The organism is Collinsella sp. LCP19S3_A7, assembly GCF_052121995.1.
Taxonomy (GTDB): Bacteria; Actinomycetota; Coriobacteriia; order Coriobacteriales; family Coriobacteriaceae; genus Collinsella.
The window spans coordinates 15978-34639 of sequence record NZ_JBQKDE010000009.1 but is presented as its reverse complement, the minus strand read 5'-3'; the positions used below and the strand labels follow the sequence as shown (position 1 = coordinate 34639).

Here is an 18662-nt window from a genome sequence, read left to right as displayed (position 1 = left end):
AAAAAGGATTCTGCTCCCAGATTTGGATGTAGTAAAGCGAATGTATCTTCAGTATGATTAAGAAACGCTAATGTCATTAGGAAAAGCACTGGCAAAACGTTTTACGGCTGCATTGTTGTGGAGGCACGATGGCGTCGCGGTATCAGATTGTTTGTATGGTGGTCGATTGCGGCAGCCTTAAGGGCGCGGCGGACGAGCTGGGCTATACGCAAAGTGCGGTGAGCCAGGCCGTCAAGGCACTCGAGCGCGAGCTGGGTACCACGCTTATCGAGCGCGGTAAGCAGGGCGTTTCGCTTACGCGCGACGGTAAACAATATCTGCCGTATCTGCGCCAGATTGTGACTGCCGAGGCTGAGCTCGAGGGCAAGCGCCAGGAGCTGCTGGGGCTTTCGTCGTCCGATATTCGCATCGCGACGTTTACCAACGTGAGCCGAACCGTGTTACCGCGCGTGATCCGCGACTTTGGGGCGCTGCACCCGGGCGTACGCTTTACCCTCAAGCAGGGCGACTACACGCGCAACGCCCAATGGGTGCACGACGGCGTAGTGGATTTTTGCTTTACGGCACGTGGGTTTACCGCAGGGCTCGAGAAGCGCGTGGTCTATCACGACGAGTTGGTGGCACTGTTGCCTGTCGCGCATCCGCTGGCGGCAAAGGAAAAAGTGACGCTCGCCGACCTGGCTTCCGAGCCGTTTGTGCTGCTGGATGAGGGCGAACAGAGCCTGGTGCTCGATGCATTCGCGGCGCATGGCCTGTCGCCGCACGTGACGAGCGAGGTCACTGACGACTACACCATTATGGCGATGGTGGAGGAGGGTCTGGGCGTGAGCATGCTGTATCGCCGTACCGTTGAGGGCATGCAGGCCGATATTCGCGTACGTCCCATCGTGCACGCCCCCTCGCGCGACGTAGTGGCGGCCTGGCGCAGCTGGGACACCATGCCTATCGCCACGAGGCGCTTTATCGACTATATGAGCTCGCATATTGTCAATTAATGACTGGCGTGGCGTTGAGTGCGGTGTTTAGCAGGCTGTCGCTTTGGCTTGGGTGGCGCGATAGGTGCGTGTCGGGTGGCAGAGTAGTACCGCCACGACCATAAAGAACGCCGTGGTGCCCAGGCTGATGGGGTAGACCATCATGATGTTCGCAAAGGTGCGGAAGTGCGGGAACACACAGAATACCCAATAGAAGCGGATGCCGCAGACGCAGATCATGGTGATAAGGGCGGGTATGAGCGAGATACCAAAGCCGCGCAGGTAGCCGGACATGTTCTCGTAGAACATGCTAAAGGCATACGCAGGGAAGATCGAGCACACGCGGATATAGCCGATTGAGACGATGTTGGGATCGCTGTTGAACAACGACAAGATCTCGCGCCCCAGGCCGATAATAACAATAATCGTGGTGAGCGCGACGATACCGCCTTCGACCAGGCAGACCTTAAGGGTCTTGGTGCAGCGGTTGATCCGGCGGGCACCGTGGTTTTGCCCCACAAAGGTGGTGCAAGCCTGGCTAAAGCTGTTGAGCAGGTTGTAGCACACGTACTCCAGGCTCATGGCGGCGCTCGAGGCCGCCATGACCTCGGTGCCCAGGCTGTTGATGGCGGACTGGATGATGATGTTGGCGACGGCAAAGACGGCGCTTTGGATGCCGGCGGGCAGGCCGATCTTGACGATGCGCTTGAGGGCGACGGGGTCGATAGCAAGGTCGCGCGGGGTGACGCGGACGACGGAGTCGGTCTTGAGCAGGCGGATAAAGAGTGTAGCGGCGCTGACGGTGTAGGCGATGACGGTGGCGATGGCGACACCCGCGACGCCCCAGTGGAGTACGGGGACAAAGATGAGGTCCAGGCCAATGTTGAGGACGGTGGACACGGCAAGCGCTTGCAGCGGCATGCGGGTGATGCCGACGGAGCGGAAGATCGCGGCCTCAAAGTTGTAGAGCAAGATTGAGGGCATGCTGAGCAAAAAGACGCGTAGATAGAGCGAAGCGAGCGGCATGGTCTCGGCGGGAACGTTGAGCGCGGCGAGCATGGGCTCGGCAAAGATCTCGCCCAGAGCGATGACGACAAAGCCCACGAGCGCCATTAAAATCGAGGTATGGACGGCGCGTTTGACCATATTCTGATCGTTGCGGCCGATAGCGTTGGCGATGACCACGTTGGAGCCAAGCGACATGCCAATAAACAGGTTGAGCATAAGGCTGGTAAGCGGAACATTGGAGCCGACTGCCGCCATGGCGAGGGTTCCCTGGTCGCCCGAGAAGTTACCGATAATGACCGTGGCGATGAGGTTTGACAGCTGCTCCAAGATGCTCGTGGCGGCCACGGGCAAGGCGAACAGGGGGATATTGCGCCACAGTGAGCCGGTGGTCATGTCGATGTGCTTAGATGCGGTATCAGCCATACGCTCTCAATCTCTAACGTGCTATTTCGTGCTTATTTGCGCAGACGATGATACTCCTAATCACCTAGTCATTGGGGGCGTTCTTAAACGACTAGTCATTCAAGAACGTCCCCAATGACTAGGTGGGGAAGGCGTGCGACAATGGTATACGTTGTGTTGTTCGCGCTAAGGAGTTGCCATGTTGTTGTGTCCCGTTTGCCATGAGCCGTTGGTGGACGACGAGCGCGGTGCTGCATGCGCGGGCGGACACCGGTTTGACCGTGCGCGCGAGGGTTATCTATATCTGCTACGTTCGTCCAAGAGCGGCGACTCCATGGGCGATCCCAAGTCGCAGGCACGCAGCCGTCGTGACTTTTTGAACCGTGGCTACTATGCGCCGCTGCGCGATGCAATGGTCGAGCTGGTGCGCAAACGGGTTTCTGGGCGTGCTGCGTCTACAGGCGGTCCCATGACGCTGCTCGATATTTGCTGCGGTGAGGGTTACTACACCAGCGCCATGGGCGCGGTGCCGGGCGTGGACGCTTATGGCTTTGACCTGGGCAAAGAAATGGTACGCCTGGCCGCCAAGCGCGGCGATGCGACCTATTTTGTGGCCAACATGAAAGACATCCCAGTGGCCGATGGCGCCTTCGATATGGTGACCGAGCTCTTTGCTCCCTTTAACGAGCGCGAGTTTGCCCGCGTGTTGGCGCCGGAGGGTTCGCTCTACACCGTGGTGCCGGGTGCCCGTCATCTCTTTGGGCTCAAGGAGGTGCTCTACGACACGCCGTACCTCAACGACGAAAAGCTTCCGAAGACGATGGAGCTTAAACTGGTCGGCACACAGCGGGTGTCCGCGAATATTACGCTCCAGACCCAGGCCGACATCGAGGCGGTGTTCCAGATGACGCCGTACTACTACCGCACACGCCCTACCGACAAAGAGCGCCTGGCAAACCTGGACACCCTTAAAACCGACATCGACTTCATCATTGCCGAGTACCGCCACAGCTAACCAACCTGCCAAAAAGGGACAGGTTTATTTTGGCAGGTTTTATCTGGGCAAATGTAAAGGGCCGACCGCGTTACTGCGCGATCGGCCCATGTTAGTTGCTTGGCTGCAGGGGTTATGAGAAGCGAGTGCCTACAGGCGGTCCTTGTTCTCGGCCTTAACGGCGTGCGCCTGCTGAACAAAGAACAGGTCGTAGACCACGATGACAAAGGCACCGATATTGACGGCGCTGCCGCCGAGTGCGGGAAGCGTGAGCACGGCCTGCGCAATCGTGGCGATTGCGGCAACGATGCCGAGCTTAAACGCGCTATCCACCTGCGAGGGCTTGTTGGCGCCCTTGATGCCCGCAACACCTGCGGAAAAATCGACAATGCCCTTGACGACAAGCACGACCGCGGCGAGCATGGCGTTCGACCCGTACGTGGAATCGAGGCTGCCCCTGGCGATACCGATGCCGGCGATGACGAGGCTGGCGATGCCCAAAACAAAGTAGACGAGGGCAAGGATTTTGAGAGTCTTGCGAGCGGAGCTCATGGCTGGTCCTTTCGATACGAGTACGCCGATCTGGCGTAGCCCATGTGCTGCACATATGGTGAAGCACATTGTAGTTCAACGCAGCGATGCGTGCGCCTGAAAGCGCTTTGAGCCCGCGCAGCCCAATCCGACCTTTCAAAAAGGAAAGCTGGACGTAAGCCAAATCGATGGCAGCTCATGTGCGGCGCTGCGATGATGAGACCGTAACAAGGAGCTGTTCTTAAGGAGGAGCCATGATGTACGGAGCAGGGCGAGTGCATGAGCCGCGGTCGTTGGGAAGGCGCATGGGCGATTCTGTGATCGCTGCCGTGTGCACGGGATTGATGGCGGTGCTTTGCATTGGGATGCTGTGGGCCATGTCGCATGTGGGACAATAGCGGACGGTTGGGTGCTGGCATAAACGGCGCTCACGTATTCATTTTGCTTGTTAAGGAGTACCCATGGGCGTCGTCGATCCCTTTTCTGTTGCTCGGGCCGCGGGGCTTGAGCTGACCGGGAAGTCCGCGGGCCTCACGCTCACCGACGGCACGATGGAGTTGCGTGCCGATTTTGTCCGCATGCTGCCACGGCTCAAACAGGGCCGTCTGCAGCAAGAGCTGTTGGTAAAGGCTGCGCGCGCAAAAGGCGTCGAGTGCCCATGGGCGATTGATGCCACGGCAGGCTTTGGCGAGGATTCGCTGCTGCTGGCGGCTGCGGGCTTTACCGTCGATCTGTATGAGCAGGATTGCGTGATCGCGGCGCTCCTCAAGGATGCCTTGGAGCGCGCGGCAGATAATCCGGCGCTTGCGACTGCCGTGGCCCGCATGCGCTTACATGCGGGCGAGGACAGCATTGCCGGCCTTCACCATATAACTGAGTTGATCGGGCAGGGCGAGCTCACCGCTCCCGACGTGGTGTATCTGGACCCCATGTTTCCCGAGCGCACAAAGAGCGCGGCGGTTAAAAAGAAGTTCCAACTCTTGCATCATCTGGAACAGCCGTGTGCCGATGAGGAGACGCTGGTCGAAGCTGCGCTTGCGGTGCGCCCGCGCAAGGTCGTTATCAAGCGGCCGGTGAAGGGGCCGCTGCTTGCCGGCGTTAAGCCGAGCTATCAACTTGCGGGCAAGGCCGTTCGTTACGATGTTTTGGTGCCGCCGCGCCCGTAGCTTGCGTGCGATGGTTGGCGCTCCGTCAGTGTCGTGCCGATGCGGGGTCTATTTCCAAGGGTGCGACGTCAGGTGCCAGCCGCCGCAGTATTCGCATTTGTAGCAGGCCAAACCACGTCGCCCGCGGTTTTCGCAGTCGGCCATAACGGCCTCGGCCTCGGCGCGTGTGTCGTAACGGTTTTTGCGCTCGCACGACTTGTAGCGCCAGGCTTCATCGCGCTCGGCGTTCAGGGCGTCGCGGCGCTCGTCCTCGCGCGCAAACAGGTCGCTCATAGCGCCACCGGTGGCAGCGCCCAAAAACTCGCTTTTGGCCTTTGACCAGGCGGCTCGCTTTTTGCTTCCCATCTGCTTCTCGCCCCTCTTCAAACGCTGGTATCATTGCTCAATCAAAGTGATACCAATAAACGTGAGGTCGCCGCGTGATGATCAGAAAAACCCTCGATACCGACATTCCCGCCGTCATGGCTATCTATGACGCGGCCCGTGCCTTTATGCGCGCGCATGGCAACGCCACGCAGTGGCCCGAGGGCACGCCTTCTGCCGAGCAGCTGGCTGCCGATATCGCTGCCGGTGGTAGCTATGTGTGCGAAGTCGACGGCCGCGTGGTGGCGACGTTTGCCTTTTTACCGGGCCCGGACGAGTGCTATGACGTAATTGAGGACGGGCAATGGCGTAGCGACACTCCGTACGCCGTGCTGCACCGTGTGGCGTCCGACGGCACCGTGCAAGGTATCGCGGCTGCGATGTTCGCCTTTGCCAAAGAGCGTGCCGACCATCTGCGTATCGATACGCATCGGGACAACCTGCCCATGCAGGGCGCGAGTATTAAAGCGGGGTTTGAGCGTGCCGGCGTCGTGTATGTGTCGGACGGCACGCCGCGTGTTGCGTTTGACTGGCTGCGCGAGGCATAAGAGCGGGGGCGCGTATCTACGCTCCATGTAAGCGAAAATGGCCCCGGGTGGGGCCATTTTTGATCGCTGCGCTGTTTTGCAAGGTGGTAGATGTCGCTCGCTGTCGGCTCTAAGGCACCTACGCTCGGGGCAGCTCGCTTCCGCAGTGGCAACACTTGGTCGCGCCTTCGTGCACCTCTTCCAGGCAATACGGACAGACGGGCGCCGGTGCGGCTTCCTCGGCGGTGGCACCGGCGAGCCTGTCGCCGATTTCCTGCGCCTTGTTGAATGCCTTGACGATGGCAAAGACGATTGCCGCCACAATCAAAAAATTGATGCACGAGCCGATAAAGGCGCCAAAGTCGATATTAGTGCCCGGCACCACCAGCCCCGAGATCTCGGTAGCGCTACCGCCGGCAATCACGGAGATAAGCGGGTTGATGATGTTATCGGTAAGTGAGGTCACGATGGCGGTGAATGCGCCGCCGATAATCACGCCGACGGCCATGTCCATCACGTTGCCGCGATTGATGAATTCCTTGAACTCGTTGAGCAATGTCTTCATGGTGACTCCTCGCTGTTGTGGGGTTCGCGTTGTTGCCGCCCCGGATGAGCTCGGGCAGGCAAAAAGGGGAGGTGCCGGCTTTCGCAAGGCGCGAACCTACGAAAATCGCCGCACGGCAACGCGGGGCGATGAGCTCAGTCGGGGGATAGGGCCCGCTTCGCCCGCCGGCCCGTAAATTGTATCATCCAGTGTGGAACGAGAGCGCCCGTTTCCGCGTGCGACGGGCTTGCAATAAGAGGAGAGCCATGTCGAAGCAAGCGGTCGTTGGAATCTTGGCGCATGTCGATGCTGGCAAGACCACGCTGGCCGAGGCCATGCTGTTCAATGCGGGTCGCATTCGTAAGCGCGGCCGCGTGGACGATGGCGATTCGCATCTGGACACTAACGCGATCGAGCGCGAGCGCGGCATTACGATTTTCTCGTCGCAGGCCGTGCTCGACCACGGTGATACCCGCGTCATGCTCGTGGATGCACCGGGGCATGTCGATTTTTCTGCCGAGGCGGAGCGCACGCTGCGCGCACTCGACTACGCGATTTTAGTTGTGGGCGCCAACGACGGCGTGCAGGGGCACACCGAAACCCTGTGGCGCCTGCTTGCACGCTATGACATTCCGACGTTCATCTATATCAACAAAACCGATTTGGAGAATCCCGGCCGCGATGTTTTGCTGGCACAACTTGGGCGGCGTCTTTCCGAAGGCTGCCTGGATGCCAACGAACTGCTGGAGGGCGGCGCCGTTCAGGAGGACGCTGCTGCGTTGGACGAGGCGGCGCTCGAGGAGTTTCTTGAGGCAGGTGAGCTTTCCGTCGCAACGCTGTCGCGCATGGTTGCCGAGCGCAAGCTCTTTCCCTGCTTTGCCGGCTCGGCGCTCAAGGACCAGGGCGTGAGCGAGCTGCTGGATGGCATATGCGTGCTGATGCGCGAACAGATATGGATTCCGGAGTTTGCCGCGCGCGTCTATCGTGTCAGCCGCGGGGATCGCGGCGAGCGCTTGGCATGGGTTAAAGTGACCGGCGGCACGCTGTGTGCAAAACAGATGATCAGCGGACGTTCCGGTGCCGAGGCATGGGAGCAGAAGGTCGATCAGGTGCGCATCTATAACGGCGAAAAGTATGAGCTTGCCCAAGAAGTTGCTGCTGGCGGTATTTGTGCCGTGACGGGTCTTGCGCACGTTCGCCCAGGGGACGCCTTGGGTGCGGAGCCCGTGTGTGATGCGCCCGTCATCGCTCCGGTCCTCACCTATACGGTGCTTCCGGGTGAACACGATGTCCACGCGGTGTTTAAAGCGCTGACTGAGTTGGCGGACGAAGATCCCATGCTCGGCGTAAGCTGGAATACTCATCTGGAGCAGATTCACCTGCAGCTGATGGGCGCCGTGCAACTCGAGGTCGTGCAGCGGGTGTTGGCCGATCGCTTTGGCCTTTCGATTTCGTTTGAGCCCGGCGGCATTCTCTATAAGGAGACCATTTCGCAGCTGGTCGAGGGCGTGGGCCACTTTGAGCCACTGCGCCACTATGCCGAGGTGCATCTGCGCCTAGAGCCGTTGCCAGCGGGTTCGGGCGTGCAGTTTGGCACCGTGACCTCGACTGACGAGCTCGATCTTAACTGGCAGCGTCTGGCGCTCACCAACGCCATGGAGCGCGATCACCTGGGCGTGCTGACCGGCTCGCCCATCACCGATGTGCGCATTACGCTCACAGGTGGCCGTGCGCATGCCAAACACACCGAGGACGGCGACTTTCGCCAGGCCACGTACCGCGCGATTCGCCAGGGGCTCATGCAGGCGCGTGAGGCCGGCGCGGCGGTGCTGTTGGAGCCGTGGTATCGCTTTGAGCTCGAGGTGCCGGGGGAGTGTGTGGGCAGGGCGTTGTCAGACGCCACGCGCATGGGTGCCGAGTACGAGCCGCCGACGATGGCGGGCGAACGGGCGAAGCTTGTGGGTCGCGTGCCGGCATCCGAGGCGCAGGATTATGCGCTGGAGGTGGCCGCCTACACGAGCGGTCGCGGGCATCTGTACCTGGAGTTCGCCGGTTATGCGGCATGCCATGATGCCGAGCGCGTCATCGAGACGGCCGCCTATGAGCCCGAGGCCGATCTACCCAACACGCCCGACTCGGTCTTTTGCTCTCACGGCGCCGGCTACACGGTCAAATGGTACGACGTGCCCGCCGCGGCGCACGTAAAGGTCGATCCCGCCACCTTCCGCCCCTGGCGAGCGGCGGACGTCGAGTTTTTCGGCCATAGGTGATGGAGGGTCAGTCTCTTTGTCGCATCCTGTTGGTATAACTCGGTATAAGTTGGTATAACTGTTACCAGGGTTTGCCAATCCGAGGAGGCCGACATGAATCCAAATCCCTTTAAGCCCACGGCTGGCAAGCGGCCTCCGATACTCATCGGCCGCGAGTCGGTCATCGAAGATTTCGAGGAAGGGCTCGATAACGGCGCCGGAGCTCCGGGCAGGCTCATGCTCATTACGGGAAACCGCGGCTATGGCAAAACGGTTCTCTTGCGGGAGCTGCAGCGTTTAGCTAGCGAGCGCGGATGGGCGGTTGTCTCTGATTCCGCCTCGCTTGGCCTATGCGACCGCCTGGCCGATGCGCTTCGCTCGAATATGTCGGTTGCGACGTCAATGGAGTTCGGGCCGTCACTTGGCCGGATGTCGGTCGAGGCGGCGCGGGCAAAAGGCGAGACGTTGCGCGGGTTAGTCAACGAACGCCTCAAGAAACTCGGGCCGGGAAAGGGCTTACTGTTTGCGATTGACGAGGCCCAATCGGCATCTATCGAGGAGCTGGCGGCGCTGGCCGTTCTCTATCAGCAGCAGCTCGGAGACCAGGATGCTACGGGCTTGCCCGATAGAGACCAGCACGGTCTTGCGCTGGTTTTTGCCGGCTTGCCCAGCATGGTTGATGACTTGCTCGAAGAGCCGAGCGTAACGTTTTTGCGCCGCGCCCAGCAGCGTACGCTGGGGGCGATTTCTTTGCCCAAAGTGCGCGATTCATATATCCAGACGGTCAAAGGCACTGGTCTTTGCGTTGATGCGGAGACGGCGGACCTTGCGGCGCGTAAGAGCATGGGGCATCCCTATATGGTTCAGCTGGTGGGATATTACATGTGGAGGTCTGCTGTCCGGCGTGACTCGCGGGTCATTGAAGTGTGCGATGTCGAGGCTGGCTACGCCGATGCCATCTCCGAGTTCTATGAAGCAGTGGACGCTCCTTTGTATTACGGGTTGCGCAGTCCGCAGCGCCTCTTTATCGAGGCCATGGCGGCTGATGGGGGCAAGCCGACGCGCATGGCTGACATCATTGAGCGCTGCGACCGCACCCAAAGCTGGGCGAGTAAATATCGCGCAAGCCTGATTCGCGAGCGCGTCATCGAGGCTGCCGGATACGGCCTCGTCCGGTTTACCGTGCCCATGCTGGGCGAATACATTCGCGACCGCGTTTTATGGCATGAGTAGGGTGATAAAGGTGACGGAACAGAAGATGAGCCCGCAGGCTATAGAGGTACGTGGCGCGCGTGTGCACAACCTCAAGGACATCGATATCGATATTCCGCTGGGAAAGCTCGTGGGTATTGCTGGCGTATCGGGTTCGGGCAAGAGTTCGCTGGCACTGGGCGTTCTTTACGCCGAGGGCTCGCGTCGCTACCTGGAGACGCTTAGCACCTATACCCGCCGCCGTCTGACGCAGGCCGAACATGCCCAGGTGGACGAGGTGCTGCACGTACCGGCGGCGCTCGCATTGCATCAGCGCCCCAGCGTGCCGGGTGTGCGCTCGACCTTTGGTACCATGACCGAGCTCAACAATAGCCTGCGTCTGCTCTTTAGCCGTTGCGCCCATCACGTGTGTCCGCACTGCGGGGCGCGCGTGGAGCCGAGCCTTAACGTGGCCGCGGGCCTGTCGCTCACGTGCCCCGAGTGCGGCCGTGAGTTCTACGCGCCGGGTGCCGAGGACCTTGCCTTTAACAGCGGCGGCGCGTGTCCCACCTGCGGCGGCACCGGTGTCATGCGCGAGGTGGACGAGGCGAGCCTGGTGCCCGACGAGTCCAAGACCATCAACGAAGGCGCGGTGCTTCCTTGGGGCACGCTCATGTGGGATCTGATGAAGCAGGTGGCAGGCGAGATGGGTGTGCGCACCGACGTGCCGTTTAACCAGCTCACGCCTCAAGAGCGCGACATTGTGTTTCACGGTCCGGCGGTTAAGAAGCACATTCTCTACGTTCCCAAAAACGGCGAGGGCGCCACGCCGCTCGACTTTACCTATTACAATGCCGTCTATACCGTCGAGAACGCGCTCGCCAAGGTCAAAGACGATAAGGGCTTAAAACGCGTGGCGCGCTTTTTGCGCGAGGGGCCATGTCGTGACTGTGGCGGCACGCGCCTCTCCGAGGCTGCGCGCCAGCCCCAGGTGCGCGGTATCAATCTGGCGCAGGCCGCGGCCATGACGCTGGGCGAGGCGATTGAGTGGGTGCACGGGGTGCCCGCATCCTTGCCGGCCGAGATGCGGCCCATGGCGATGGATATCTGCGATTCGTTTTTGAGCGCGGCCCGTCGCCTGGTCGATCTGGGTCTCGACTACCTTTCGCTCGATCGCGCCGGTGCCACGCTCTCCACGGGCGAGCGTCAGCGCGTGCAGCTCGCCCGCGTGGTGCGCAACCGATCGACGGGCGTGCTCTATGTGTTGGACGAGCCTTCAATCGGCTTGCATCCCGCCAATGTCGACGGCTTGGTGGGCGTGATGCGCGATCTGGTTGATGACGGCAACACCTTGGTTGTTGTCGACCACGATACACGTGTGCTGGTGGAAGCCGACTATCTGGTCGAGATGGGCCCCGTTGCCGGAGCAGGCGGCGGTAATGTGATTGCCGCTGGCACGGTGGACGAGGTCGAACAATCGAAGGGCAGCCGCATCGCCCCGTTTTTGAGCGCAGACCCCAAGCGTATGCGTCCGCAGGTGACTGACGACGAAATGTTCGACCAGGGCCACATCCGCATGGCAACCGATGCCATCCATACCGTCAAACCGCTCGAAGTCGATATACCGCGCGGTCGCCTTGTCGCGGTGACGGGCGTTTCGGGTTCGGGTAAGACGACGTTGGTGCTCGAGACACTCATCCCGGCGCTTAAGGCCCAGGCAGCTGGCGAGCGCCTGCCAAGCCATGTGCGCTGGGTCGACGCCGAGGGCATCGCACGCGCAAACCTGATTGACGCTACACCTATCGGCGCCAACGTGCGCTCGACGGTAGCGACCTATGCCGACATCCATGATGAGCTGCGTCGCGCTTTCGCCCGTACGCCCGAGGCCAAGGCAGCCGGCTACAAGGCGGGTGCCTTTAGCTACAACACTGGCGCCTTGCGCTGCCCTACATGCGATGGCACGGGCTCGATATCGCTCGACGTGCAATTTTTGCCCGACGTCGAGATCATCTGCCCAGCATGTCGAGGCTCGCGTTATGCAGACACGGCTTCGCATATCCATCGCGAGGGCAAGGACGGGAGCAAGCTTACGTTGCCGCAGCTCATGGACATGAGCGTGGACGAGGCTCTCGACGCCACGGTGGGGCTCAAGAAGGTTCAGGCGCGTTTGCTGACCTTGCACGACCTGGGCTTGGGCTATCTTACACTCGGTGAGCCCACGCCGGCGCTTTCGGGAGGCGAGGCACAGCGTTTAAAGCTTGCGAGCGAGATGGGCCGTGTGCAGGACGATGCCGTATTCGTATTCGACGAGCCCACGATCGGCCTGCATCCGCTCGATGTTCAGGTGCTGCTGAACGTGTTTGACGGCCTCGTCGCCAAGGGCGCCACGGTTATCGTGATCGAGCACGATCTCGACCTTATCCGCAATGCCGATTATGTGATCGACATGGGGCCGGGCGGTGGCGATGCGGGCGGGCAAGTCGTCTGCGCCGGCACTCCGGCGGATATCGCTGCTTGCTCCAAGAGCATTACTGGCCGCTACCTATAGACAATGAGGCAAAGGGACAGTCCCTTTGCCTCATTGATGCCTATTTCACGCATTGAGCGGCGAGATAGTCGCGGAAGAATGGCAATTCAAAAGCGACGATTCCGCGCCCGCGTTCTCCAATGATGCCGGCATCTATCATGCGGCGTCGGTAGCGGGAGACCTGCTGCGGCGAACGCTTAAGGCGCTCGACAAGGTCAGCGGTGGTGGATTCTTCCTCGTCATCGAGCATGGCGATGAGGAATCGCTTGTCCTCTGCCGTGAGTTCCCGATAGGTTGCCGCGAGGATTCGGTCGTCCATCTCGTCGCGCGCGATTTTGATTCCCAGGCCAAAGTCGCGTGACGAGATTTCCTTCGAATCGCTTGTGAGATCCCAGGCACGGTAGCCTACGAGTTGCAATAGGAAGGGAAAACCAGAGATCGAGCGAACGGCTCTATCGATTCCCTCAGCATCCTTTCACACCGCCGTTTAACTTCATTTTACTTTAGTTAATTCTGATTAAAAGTAAGGGCTCTTTATCAAGAGCGTCAATTAGGCGTGTGTGCCATCGGCGTAGCGCTTGAATGTGACAAAGGGGCAGTTCCTTTGTCACATTCCCGGAAAGCCTGTCTGGCGCAGGGCTTCGTAGAGGACGATGGCGGCGCTGTTGGAGAGGTTGAGTGCACTGATGCGGTAGTCGTCCGGATTGACGAAGTTGCCGCAGATATCCTGCCGAAGGATGGCCTCATGGCCGTCCTCGGTATGTCCGAGCGATTCCTCGTGGGCTTCCCAGGCCTCGGCGTTGTCGAGTGAGTCACAATCGCGCAGCATGGGGATGCGCTCGCAGCGCTCGGGCGCTGCGGCGAGCAGCCCTTCGGGAATCCCCGAGCTTTCGCTGCCAAAGACCAAATAGTCGCCGTCACGGTAAGTGCTTTGCGCATAGGTTCGGCGTGCCTTTTTGGTCAGCAGATGCAAGCGGTCGTCGGCGGGGGAGAGGTCATTGCGCGCAAGGAAATCCTCCCAGCTGGCATAGGTCGTCACGTCCAAGTTTTGCCAGTAGCCCAGGCCGGCGCGACGCACCGTTTTGTCATCGAGCGAAAAGCCCAGTGGCTCCACCAGATGCAGGCGGGCGCCGGTGACCACGCAGGTACGGCCGATATTACCCGTATTGGCCGGAATCTCGGGAGCATACAGCACGATATTGAACATGAATCTCCTTGGCATTGAACGAAAAACCACCACGAAGGGTACCTTCGTGGTGGTTTGATGGTTACGTGGGCGGAAAACGCCCACTTGGATAACCTAAGCGCGGTGCCAGTCGGTCAGGCAGGCATCAAGGGCGGCGATGAGCGCATCCTTGTCCATGTGACGGCCGATGATGCACAGGCTCGTCATGCGGTCGCCCGTCTCGTCGTCCCAAATCTGCATGATCTCGGGGTTCTCGTCGATGATCTTCTGCTTCTCGCCCTCGGGCGCCGAGTCAACGAACAAGCCGTTCTCCATCAGGCGCATCTGGCGGCCGGCCTGCTCGAACATGTAGCACATGTCCGGATCGCCGGTCTGCCACAGCGGACCCTTGACGCGAATGACCTCGTCGGGCCACTCCTGCTCAACAAAATCGGTGAACTTCTGCAGGTCAAACGGCTTACGGCGCGAGTACACAAAGGTCTCGATGTCGTACTCGAGCACCTCGGGGTCGTCGTGCTCCTCGGGATGCTCCATGGCCTCGATCCAGGCGGCGGAGTTGTAGGCGCGCATAAAGTCGAAGCGATCGGTATCGAGCAGCTCCTCCATGGGGACCTCGCCGTTTTGAGCCTCGACAATCACGGCGTCCTTCTGCAGACTGCGCACGATGGCCTTGAGCTCGGCGATCTGCTCAGGGCTCACGGTATCGGTCTTGTTGAGGATCAGCGTGGAGCAAAACTCGATCTGCTGGATGAGCAGGCTCTCGATGTCGTCCTCGTCGATATCCTCGGCCAGCAGGTCGCGACCGCCGTTGAACTCGTCGTACATGCGGGCACAGTCGACCACGGCAACGATGTTGTCGAGCGCGAGCTTGGGTTCGCCGCCCACTTTGGCCTCGTCGCAGAAGCTCGAGATGGTGTAGGCGATGGGGATAGGCTCGCAAATACCGGAGGCCTCGATGATGATGTAGTCGAAATTGCCCGAATCGGCAATGCCCTGCAGCTGGTTGGCCAGGTCGTCCGAAAGCGTGCAGCAGATGCAGCCGTTGGTGAGCGGGATGAGGTCGTCGGTCTCGGAAAGGCCACCGTCGGCGATAAGGCTGGCGTCGACGTTGATCTCGCCGATATCGTTGACGATCACGGCGGCGCGGATGCCGCCGTCGTTGGCGAGGATATGGTTGAGCAGCGTGGTCTTGCCGGCACCAAGGTATCCGGTAAGCATGATGATCTTCACGGGTTTGTTGGGCATGTGCCCTCCTTTGTTAGATATGGCTTACAGCTGAATCTTATGCCAAACGCCTGCTCTTATACCCACGCGCCGGCAAATAACACAGGCTACTCCCAGGCTCCCCATACATCGGGGCAATAACCGACGGTGGCCTTTTTGCCGTTGCGCACGATGGGCTCGGCCAGTACCTGCTGATTCTCGAGCAGCTTATCAAAGCGCTGGCTGGAAGTGAGGTGCTGGATAAGTGCGAGTGTCTCCTCGTCCTTGGCTTTGGGGTTGAGCAGCTTGTCGATGCCGCCGACCGCCTGCATCACGCTCGTGAGCTCGCCTTTGCTCATCTCCTTTTCCTTAAGGTCAATAAACTGCACCTTAATGCGGCGCTCCTTAAAATAGCGCTGGGCCTTCTTGGTATCGAAGGACTTTTTGGTGCCGAAGATTTGCACGTTCATAGCATGTTCCGCCGTTCTAACGAACGGCGGTCACCTCGACGCTGCAAAGCCATCTGATGGGCAATCTGCCTTTCAATCGTCGGGCGCGGGCAACAGCCCAGCGCCCTCCTCTTTCAAGGCACCTTGCCTCATCAGCTGGCTTTTCGCTGACATTGATAGAACATCGAGGTGACCACCGCTGGACTTATCGAATGAAGTTGGTGCGCTCGCGATCGGCTTCGGGCGCGCTGATGCCGGCGGCCTGTCCTGCTTCGATACATTGCAGGAGCCAGGCCATGTTCTTGCCGATGTTGCGCATGGTGGCAAGGCCCTCGGCATCCCCATCGGCGTCGCCGGGTACGCGACCAAAGACGTTGTTCCAGTACGTGGAGGCGACCACGGGCATCTGGTTGATGGTGAAGTACTTGTTGAGCACATCGAAGGTGGTCGACGTGCCACCGCGACGGGCGACAGCGACCGCGGCGCCGGGTTTGTGCGCAAAGGCGTGCCCGCCCGCATAGAAGGCGCGGTCGAGGGCCGAAAGGATGCGTCCGCTGGGGTGCGCATAGTAGACGGGTGAGCCAAAGACAAAGCCGTCTGCCTGCTCAGCGGCAGCGATGAGCTCGTTCACCACGTCGTCGTCAAAGGTGCAGCGACCCCCAAGCTTGCCGCACTGGCCGCAACCGATACAATCGCGAATGGGCTTGGCGCCCAGCTGAAACACCTCGGTATCAATGCCTTCGGCATTGAGCTGCTCGGCGACTTCGGCGAGTGCGCGGGCGGTGTTGCCGTTTGCCTTGGGACTGCCATTGACCAAAAGAACCTTCATCACAAACTCCCTCTGCTATCGGTGAATTCTGCTGAGAATTATCTCACGTTGCGTGCGATGACGTTGGCATGGTGCGGGCGATGTTTATCCCGCAACGTTCTTAAGGGCGTTCATGCCTAAGGCCATCTAGGGGCATTGCGGTACGGCATGGGGAATGCATTGGGAAACGTTCGATAAATGCTTATAAACACGTTTTTGACGGCATACGTTGACAGATATACTTGTTGAGTTCAAAAGCATGGGAACGGAGATGGTTGCATGGCACAGCCGGAGACATCACACACAGTGGGGCTTGCGCTCGAGGGAGGCGGCTACCGCGGTATGTATACGGCGGGCGTGCTCGACGTTTGGATGGAGCACGGTTTGACCTGCGATCATATGGTGGGTGTCTCGGCGGGCGCGGCGTTTGGGTACAATTTTAAGTCGCGCCAGATCGGCCGCGCCATTCGCTACAACAAAGCCTATTGTGCCGACAAGCGCTATGCGAGCGTGACCAGCTGGCTGCGAACCGGCGATATGTTCAATGCCGATTTTGCCTATCACGAGGTGCCTATCGAGCGCGATCCCATCGACTTGGAGGCGTATCGCGCCTGCCCCATGCGATTTACGTGCGTGTGTACCGATATCGAGACGGGCAAGGCCGTCTATCACGATCTGCCGTATGGCGACGAGCGCGATATCGAGTGGATTCGGGCATCGTCGGCGATTCCCGTGGCGACCAAGCCCGTCTGGATTGATGGACATCGATATCTGGATGGCGGTGTGGCCGATTCTATTCCCAGCGCATGGCTGTTTGCGCAGGGGTATGACCGTAACATCGTGGTGCTGACGCAGCCGGCGGGCTTTGTGAAACAACCCAATAGCTTGATGCCTATGCTGCGCCGCGTATTTCGCCGCTATCCAGAGTTTGTCGCGGCGCTTGAGCACCGGCACGAGGTTTATAACGCCACGCTCGATGACCTGACGCGTCGCGAGGCCGGCGACGAGGTTTTTGTGGTGCGTCCGAGCGAATCGGTGAAGGTGCCATCGCTGTGTCGTGAGCCAGAGGAGCTCGAACGTATCTACCAGGTCGGTCGGCGTGATGCGGAGGCCACGTTGCCCGCACTAGAGGTGTATCTGGCAGGGTAGAGCCACGGTCGCTGACTCGGCGGAAAGTGCATCTCAGAATGAGCCTTCGAAATGGGGCATAGTTTCCCATGGAGACCGCTCGGGAAAGCGTGCCCCACTTTTCGGCCGTAGTTTGGGACACAGTTTCCCGTTGGGCGGATTTCGGAAAGCGTGTCCCGGAATTTGCGCCCAGAACGGGATACAGTTTCCCAGACGGCGGATTCCGGAAAGTGCATCCCGGAATCTACGTCTAGACTGGGACACAGTTTCCCGCTGACTCTCTATATGGAAAACGCATCCCAGAATGGAGGTCCAAACTGGGATGCGCTTTCCGCTATTGAAGATATGAGGCTGCGAATCAGCTGCTCGGCCTATGCCTATGCCTGCTGCCAGGTGTCGACAAGCTCCTTGGCTGCGGCGTGGGGGTCGTCAGCGCTGCAGACGGCGCTCACCACAAAGAAGCCGTCGACGCCGGTGGCCTTGAGCTGCGGCAGATCGGCTTTTTTGACGCCGCCGCCGACCACGATGGGAACGGGGCTTGCCGCATGGAGCGCGGCCAGGTCCTCAAAGCTCTTGGTGATGATGGAGCCATCTGCCGCGCGTCCACAGTCGCGCTTGGTCTCGGTCTCGTGGAGCGGGCCGATGCCCAGGTAGTCGACTAGGCTCATGTCGGCGGTCTTGACGTACTCGAGCATTTCCTCGCAACGGGCCGAAAGGCCCACGATGGCATCGGGGCCCAGAAGCTTGCGGCAGACCTCGACGGGAATATCGCTCTGGCCCACATGCACGCCGTCGACGGCGATACCCTGTTCGCGTGCGGCGAGTACGCAGTCCAGACGGTCGTCGATAAGCAGGGCGACCTTGCCGGTCTTGCCGGCGCGAGCGATAGCCTGCGCGGCGTCGCCCGTCAGCGCGATGATCTCGCGGGCACTTGCCACCTTGGAGCGCACCTGGATGCAGGTAAAGCCGGCATCGAGCGCCTGCGCTACCACATCGCCCACGGGACGTCCCAGCGTGTTTTCGGGGCCGAGTACCAGATAGGCCGAGATATCAAGGTTGTCGCGGATGCTCATCGTGCTTCCTCCTGCTTTTTGATCTGCGCTTCCATGCGCTCGAGTTTGCCGGTCATGGTGTCGGTAAAACCGGGTCGAATATCGGCTTTGAGCACGATTTCGGTGCGGATGCCCTTGCTTGCCAACACAAAGGTTGCATCGCGTACGACCTGCATGACCTCGTCCCAGTCGCCCTCGATCTCGGTGAACATCGAGGTGGTGCGGTTGGGAAGGCCGCTCTCGCGAATGACGCGCACGACCTCGGCGACCTCGGCGGACAGCTCGTCGCCTGTGCCGCACGGGGCGATAGCTACGGCGACGAGCGTGTTCATGTCGGCAGCGGTTGCGGGTTCGGACATG

Annotated in this window: 19 protein-coding genes; 8 read left to right on the top strand and 11 right to left on the bottom strand. The window is 60.2% G+C overall.

Going from position 1 to position 18662, the window contains the following annotated elements:
- Window positions 1-128: 128 nt before the first annotated feature.
- Complete coding sequence (locus ACTQV3_RS05560; protein WP_441068590.1) at window positions 129-995, top strand: LysR family transcriptional regulator; 867 nt, start codon at window positions 129-131, stop codon at window positions 993-995.
- Between the two features lie 27 nt (window positions 996-1022).
- On the opposite strand, the gene ACTQV3_RS05555 is transcribed toward ACTQV3_RS05560, so the two are convergent.
- Window positions 1023-2405, bottom strand: a complete 1383-nt coding sequence (locus ACTQV3_RS05555; protein ID WP_441068589.1) for an MATE family efflux transporter — start codon at window positions 2403-2405, stop codon at window positions 1023-1025.
- A gap of 178 nt (window positions 2406-2583) precedes the next feature.
- Here ACTQV3_RS05555 and ACTQV3_RS05550 point away from each other — a divergent pair, with 178 nt between their 5' ends.
- Complete coding sequence (locus tag ACTQV3_RS05550) at window positions 2584-3399, top strand: putative RNA methyltransferase (protein WP_154516992.1); 816 nt, start codon at window positions 2584-2586, stop codon at window positions 3397-3399.
- A 129-nt stretch (window positions 3400-3528) separates the two neighbouring features.
- Here ACTQV3_RS05550 and ACTQV3_RS05545 read toward each other — a convergent pair whose 3' ends face one another.
- Window positions 3529-3930, bottom strand: a complete 402-nt coding sequence (locus tag ACTQV3_RS05545; protein WP_441068587.1) for a hypothetical protein — start codon at window positions 3928-3930, stop codon at window positions 3529-3531.
- Window positions 3931-4370: 440 nt separating this feature from the next.
- On the opposite strand from ACTQV3_RS05545, the gene ACTQV3_RS05540 reads away from it, so the two are divergent.
- Window positions 4371-5075, top strand: coding sequence for a class I SAM-dependent methyltransferase (locus tag ACTQV3_RS05540; RefSeq protein WP_441068585.1), 705 nt, complete (start codon window positions 4371-4373; stop codon window positions 5073-5075).
- A 48-nt stretch (window positions 5076-5123) separates the two neighbouring features.
- Here the strand turns inward: ACTQV3_RS05540 and ACTQV3_RS05535 are convergent, their stop codons facing one another.
- Window positions 5124-5420: a hypothetical protein gene (locus tag ACTQV3_RS05535; RefSeq protein ID WP_427747514.1), complete on the bottom strand. Its 297-nt coding sequence runs from the start codon at window positions 5418-5420 to the stop codon at window positions 5124-5126.
- Window positions 5421-5497: 77 nt separating this feature from the next.
- Here ACTQV3_RS05535 and ACTQV3_RS05530 point away from each other — a divergent pair, with 77 nt between their 5' ends.
- Window positions 5498-5986 (top strand): GNAT family N-acetyltransferase, encoded by a 489-nt coding sequence (locus ACTQV3_RS05530; RefSeq protein ID WP_441068583.1) that lies wholly within the window; start codon window positions 5498-5500, stop codon window positions 5984-5986.
- Window positions 5987-6104: 118 nt separating this feature from the next.
- Here the strand turns inward: ACTQV3_RS05530 and mscL are convergent, their stop codons facing one another.
- The gene (gene mscL, locus ACTQV3_RS05525) at window positions 6105-6530 is read right to left on the bottom strand and encodes a large conductance mechanosensitive channel protein MscL (RefSeq protein ID WP_154517006.1); all 426 of its coding nucleotides are present in this window, start codon (window positions 6528-6530) and stop codon (window positions 6105-6107) included.
- A gap of 245 nt (window positions 6531-6775) precedes the next feature.
- On the opposite strand from mscL, the gene ACTQV3_RS05520 reads away from it, so the two are divergent.
- The 3 genes from ACTQV3_RS05520 to ACTQV3_RS05510 all read left to right on the top strand — a co-directional run bounded on the left by ACTQV3_RS05520 (window position 6776) and on the right by ACTQV3_RS05510 (window position 12497).
- Entirely contained in the window at window positions 6776-8779 is a 2004-nt protein-coding gene (locus ACTQV3_RS05520; protein WP_441535972.1) for a GTP-binding protein, read from the top strand.
- 93 nt (window positions 8780-8872) lie between these two features.
- The gene (locus ACTQV3_RS05515) at window positions 8873-9991 is read left to right on the top strand and encodes an AAA family ATPase (protein ID WP_441068579.1); all 1119 of its coding nucleotides are present in this window, start codon (window positions 8873-8875) and stop codon (window positions 9989-9991) included.
- Window positions 9984-12497 (top strand): excinuclease ABC subunit UvrA, encoded by a 2514-nt coding sequence (locus ACTQV3_RS05510; protein WP_441535971.1) that lies wholly within the window; start codon window positions 9984-9986, stop codon window positions 12495-12497. The genes ACTQV3_RS05515 and ACTQV3_RS05510 overlap by 8 nt, the downstream gene beginning before the upstream one ends.
- Before the next feature lie 40 nt (window positions 12498-12537).
- Here the strand turns inward: ACTQV3_RS05510 and ACTQV3_RS05505 are convergent, their stop codons facing one another.
- The 5 genes from ACTQV3_RS05505 to ACTQV3_RS05485 form a co-directional block, all read right to left on the bottom strand.
- A complete protein-coding gene (locus ACTQV3_RS05505) occupies window positions 12538-12894 on the bottom strand; it encodes a winged helix-turn-helix transcriptional regulator (protein WP_441056305.1) in 357 nt (118 codons plus the stop codon).
- Between the two features lie 189 nt (window positions 12895-13083).
- A complete protein-coding gene (locus ACTQV3_RS05500) occupies window positions 13084-13683 on the bottom strand; it encodes a tRNA (cytidine(34)-2'-O)-methyltransferase (protein WP_441068575.1) in 600 nt (199 codons plus the stop codon).
- A 93-nt stretch (window positions 13684-13776) separates the two neighbouring features.
- Window positions 13777-14907 (bottom strand): GTP-binding protein, encoded by a 1131-nt coding sequence (locus tag ACTQV3_RS05495; RefSeq protein ID WP_427747510.1) that lies wholly within the window; start codon window positions 14905-14907, stop codon window positions 13777-13779.
- 86 nt (window positions 14908-14993) lie between these two features.
- Complete coding sequence (locus ACTQV3_RS05490) at window positions 14994-15335, bottom strand: arsenate reductase family protein (protein WP_161115304.1); 342 nt, start codon at window positions 15333-15335, stop codon at window positions 14994-14996.
- A 184-nt stretch (window positions 15336-15519) separates the two neighbouring features.
- Window positions 15520-16143 (bottom strand): flavodoxin family protein, encoded by a 624-nt coding sequence (locus ACTQV3_RS05485; RefSeq protein WP_427728306.1) that lies wholly within the window; start codon window positions 16141-16143, stop codon window positions 15520-15522.
- A 258-nt stretch (window positions 16144-16401) separates the two neighbouring features.
- On the opposite strand from ACTQV3_RS05485, the gene ACTQV3_RS05480 reads away from it, so the two are divergent.
- Window positions 16402-17271, top strand: coding sequence for a patatin-like phospholipase family protein (locus tag ACTQV3_RS05480; RefSeq protein ID WP_427719865.1), 870 nt, complete (start codon window positions 16402-16404; stop codon window positions 17269-17271).
- A 356-nt stretch (window positions 17272-17627) separates the two neighbouring features.
- Here the strand turns inward: ACTQV3_RS05480 and ACTQV3_RS05475 are convergent, their stop codons facing one another.
- Both ACTQV3_RS05475 and ACTQV3_RS05470 read right to left on the bottom strand, forming a co-directional pair.
- Window positions 17628-18323 (bottom strand): thiamine phosphate synthase, encoded by a 696-nt coding sequence (locus ACTQV3_RS05475; protein ID WP_441069331.1) that lies wholly within the window; start codon window positions 18321-18323, stop codon window positions 17628-17630.
- A complete protein-coding gene (locus ACTQV3_RS05470; protein ID WP_441069329.1) occupies window positions 18320-18661 on the bottom strand; it encodes a thiamine-binding protein in 342 nt (113 codons plus the stop codon). Before ACTQV3_RS05470 ends, ACTQV3_RS05475 begins: the two co-directional genes overlap by 4 nt.
- Window position 18662 lies beyond the last annotated feature (1 nt).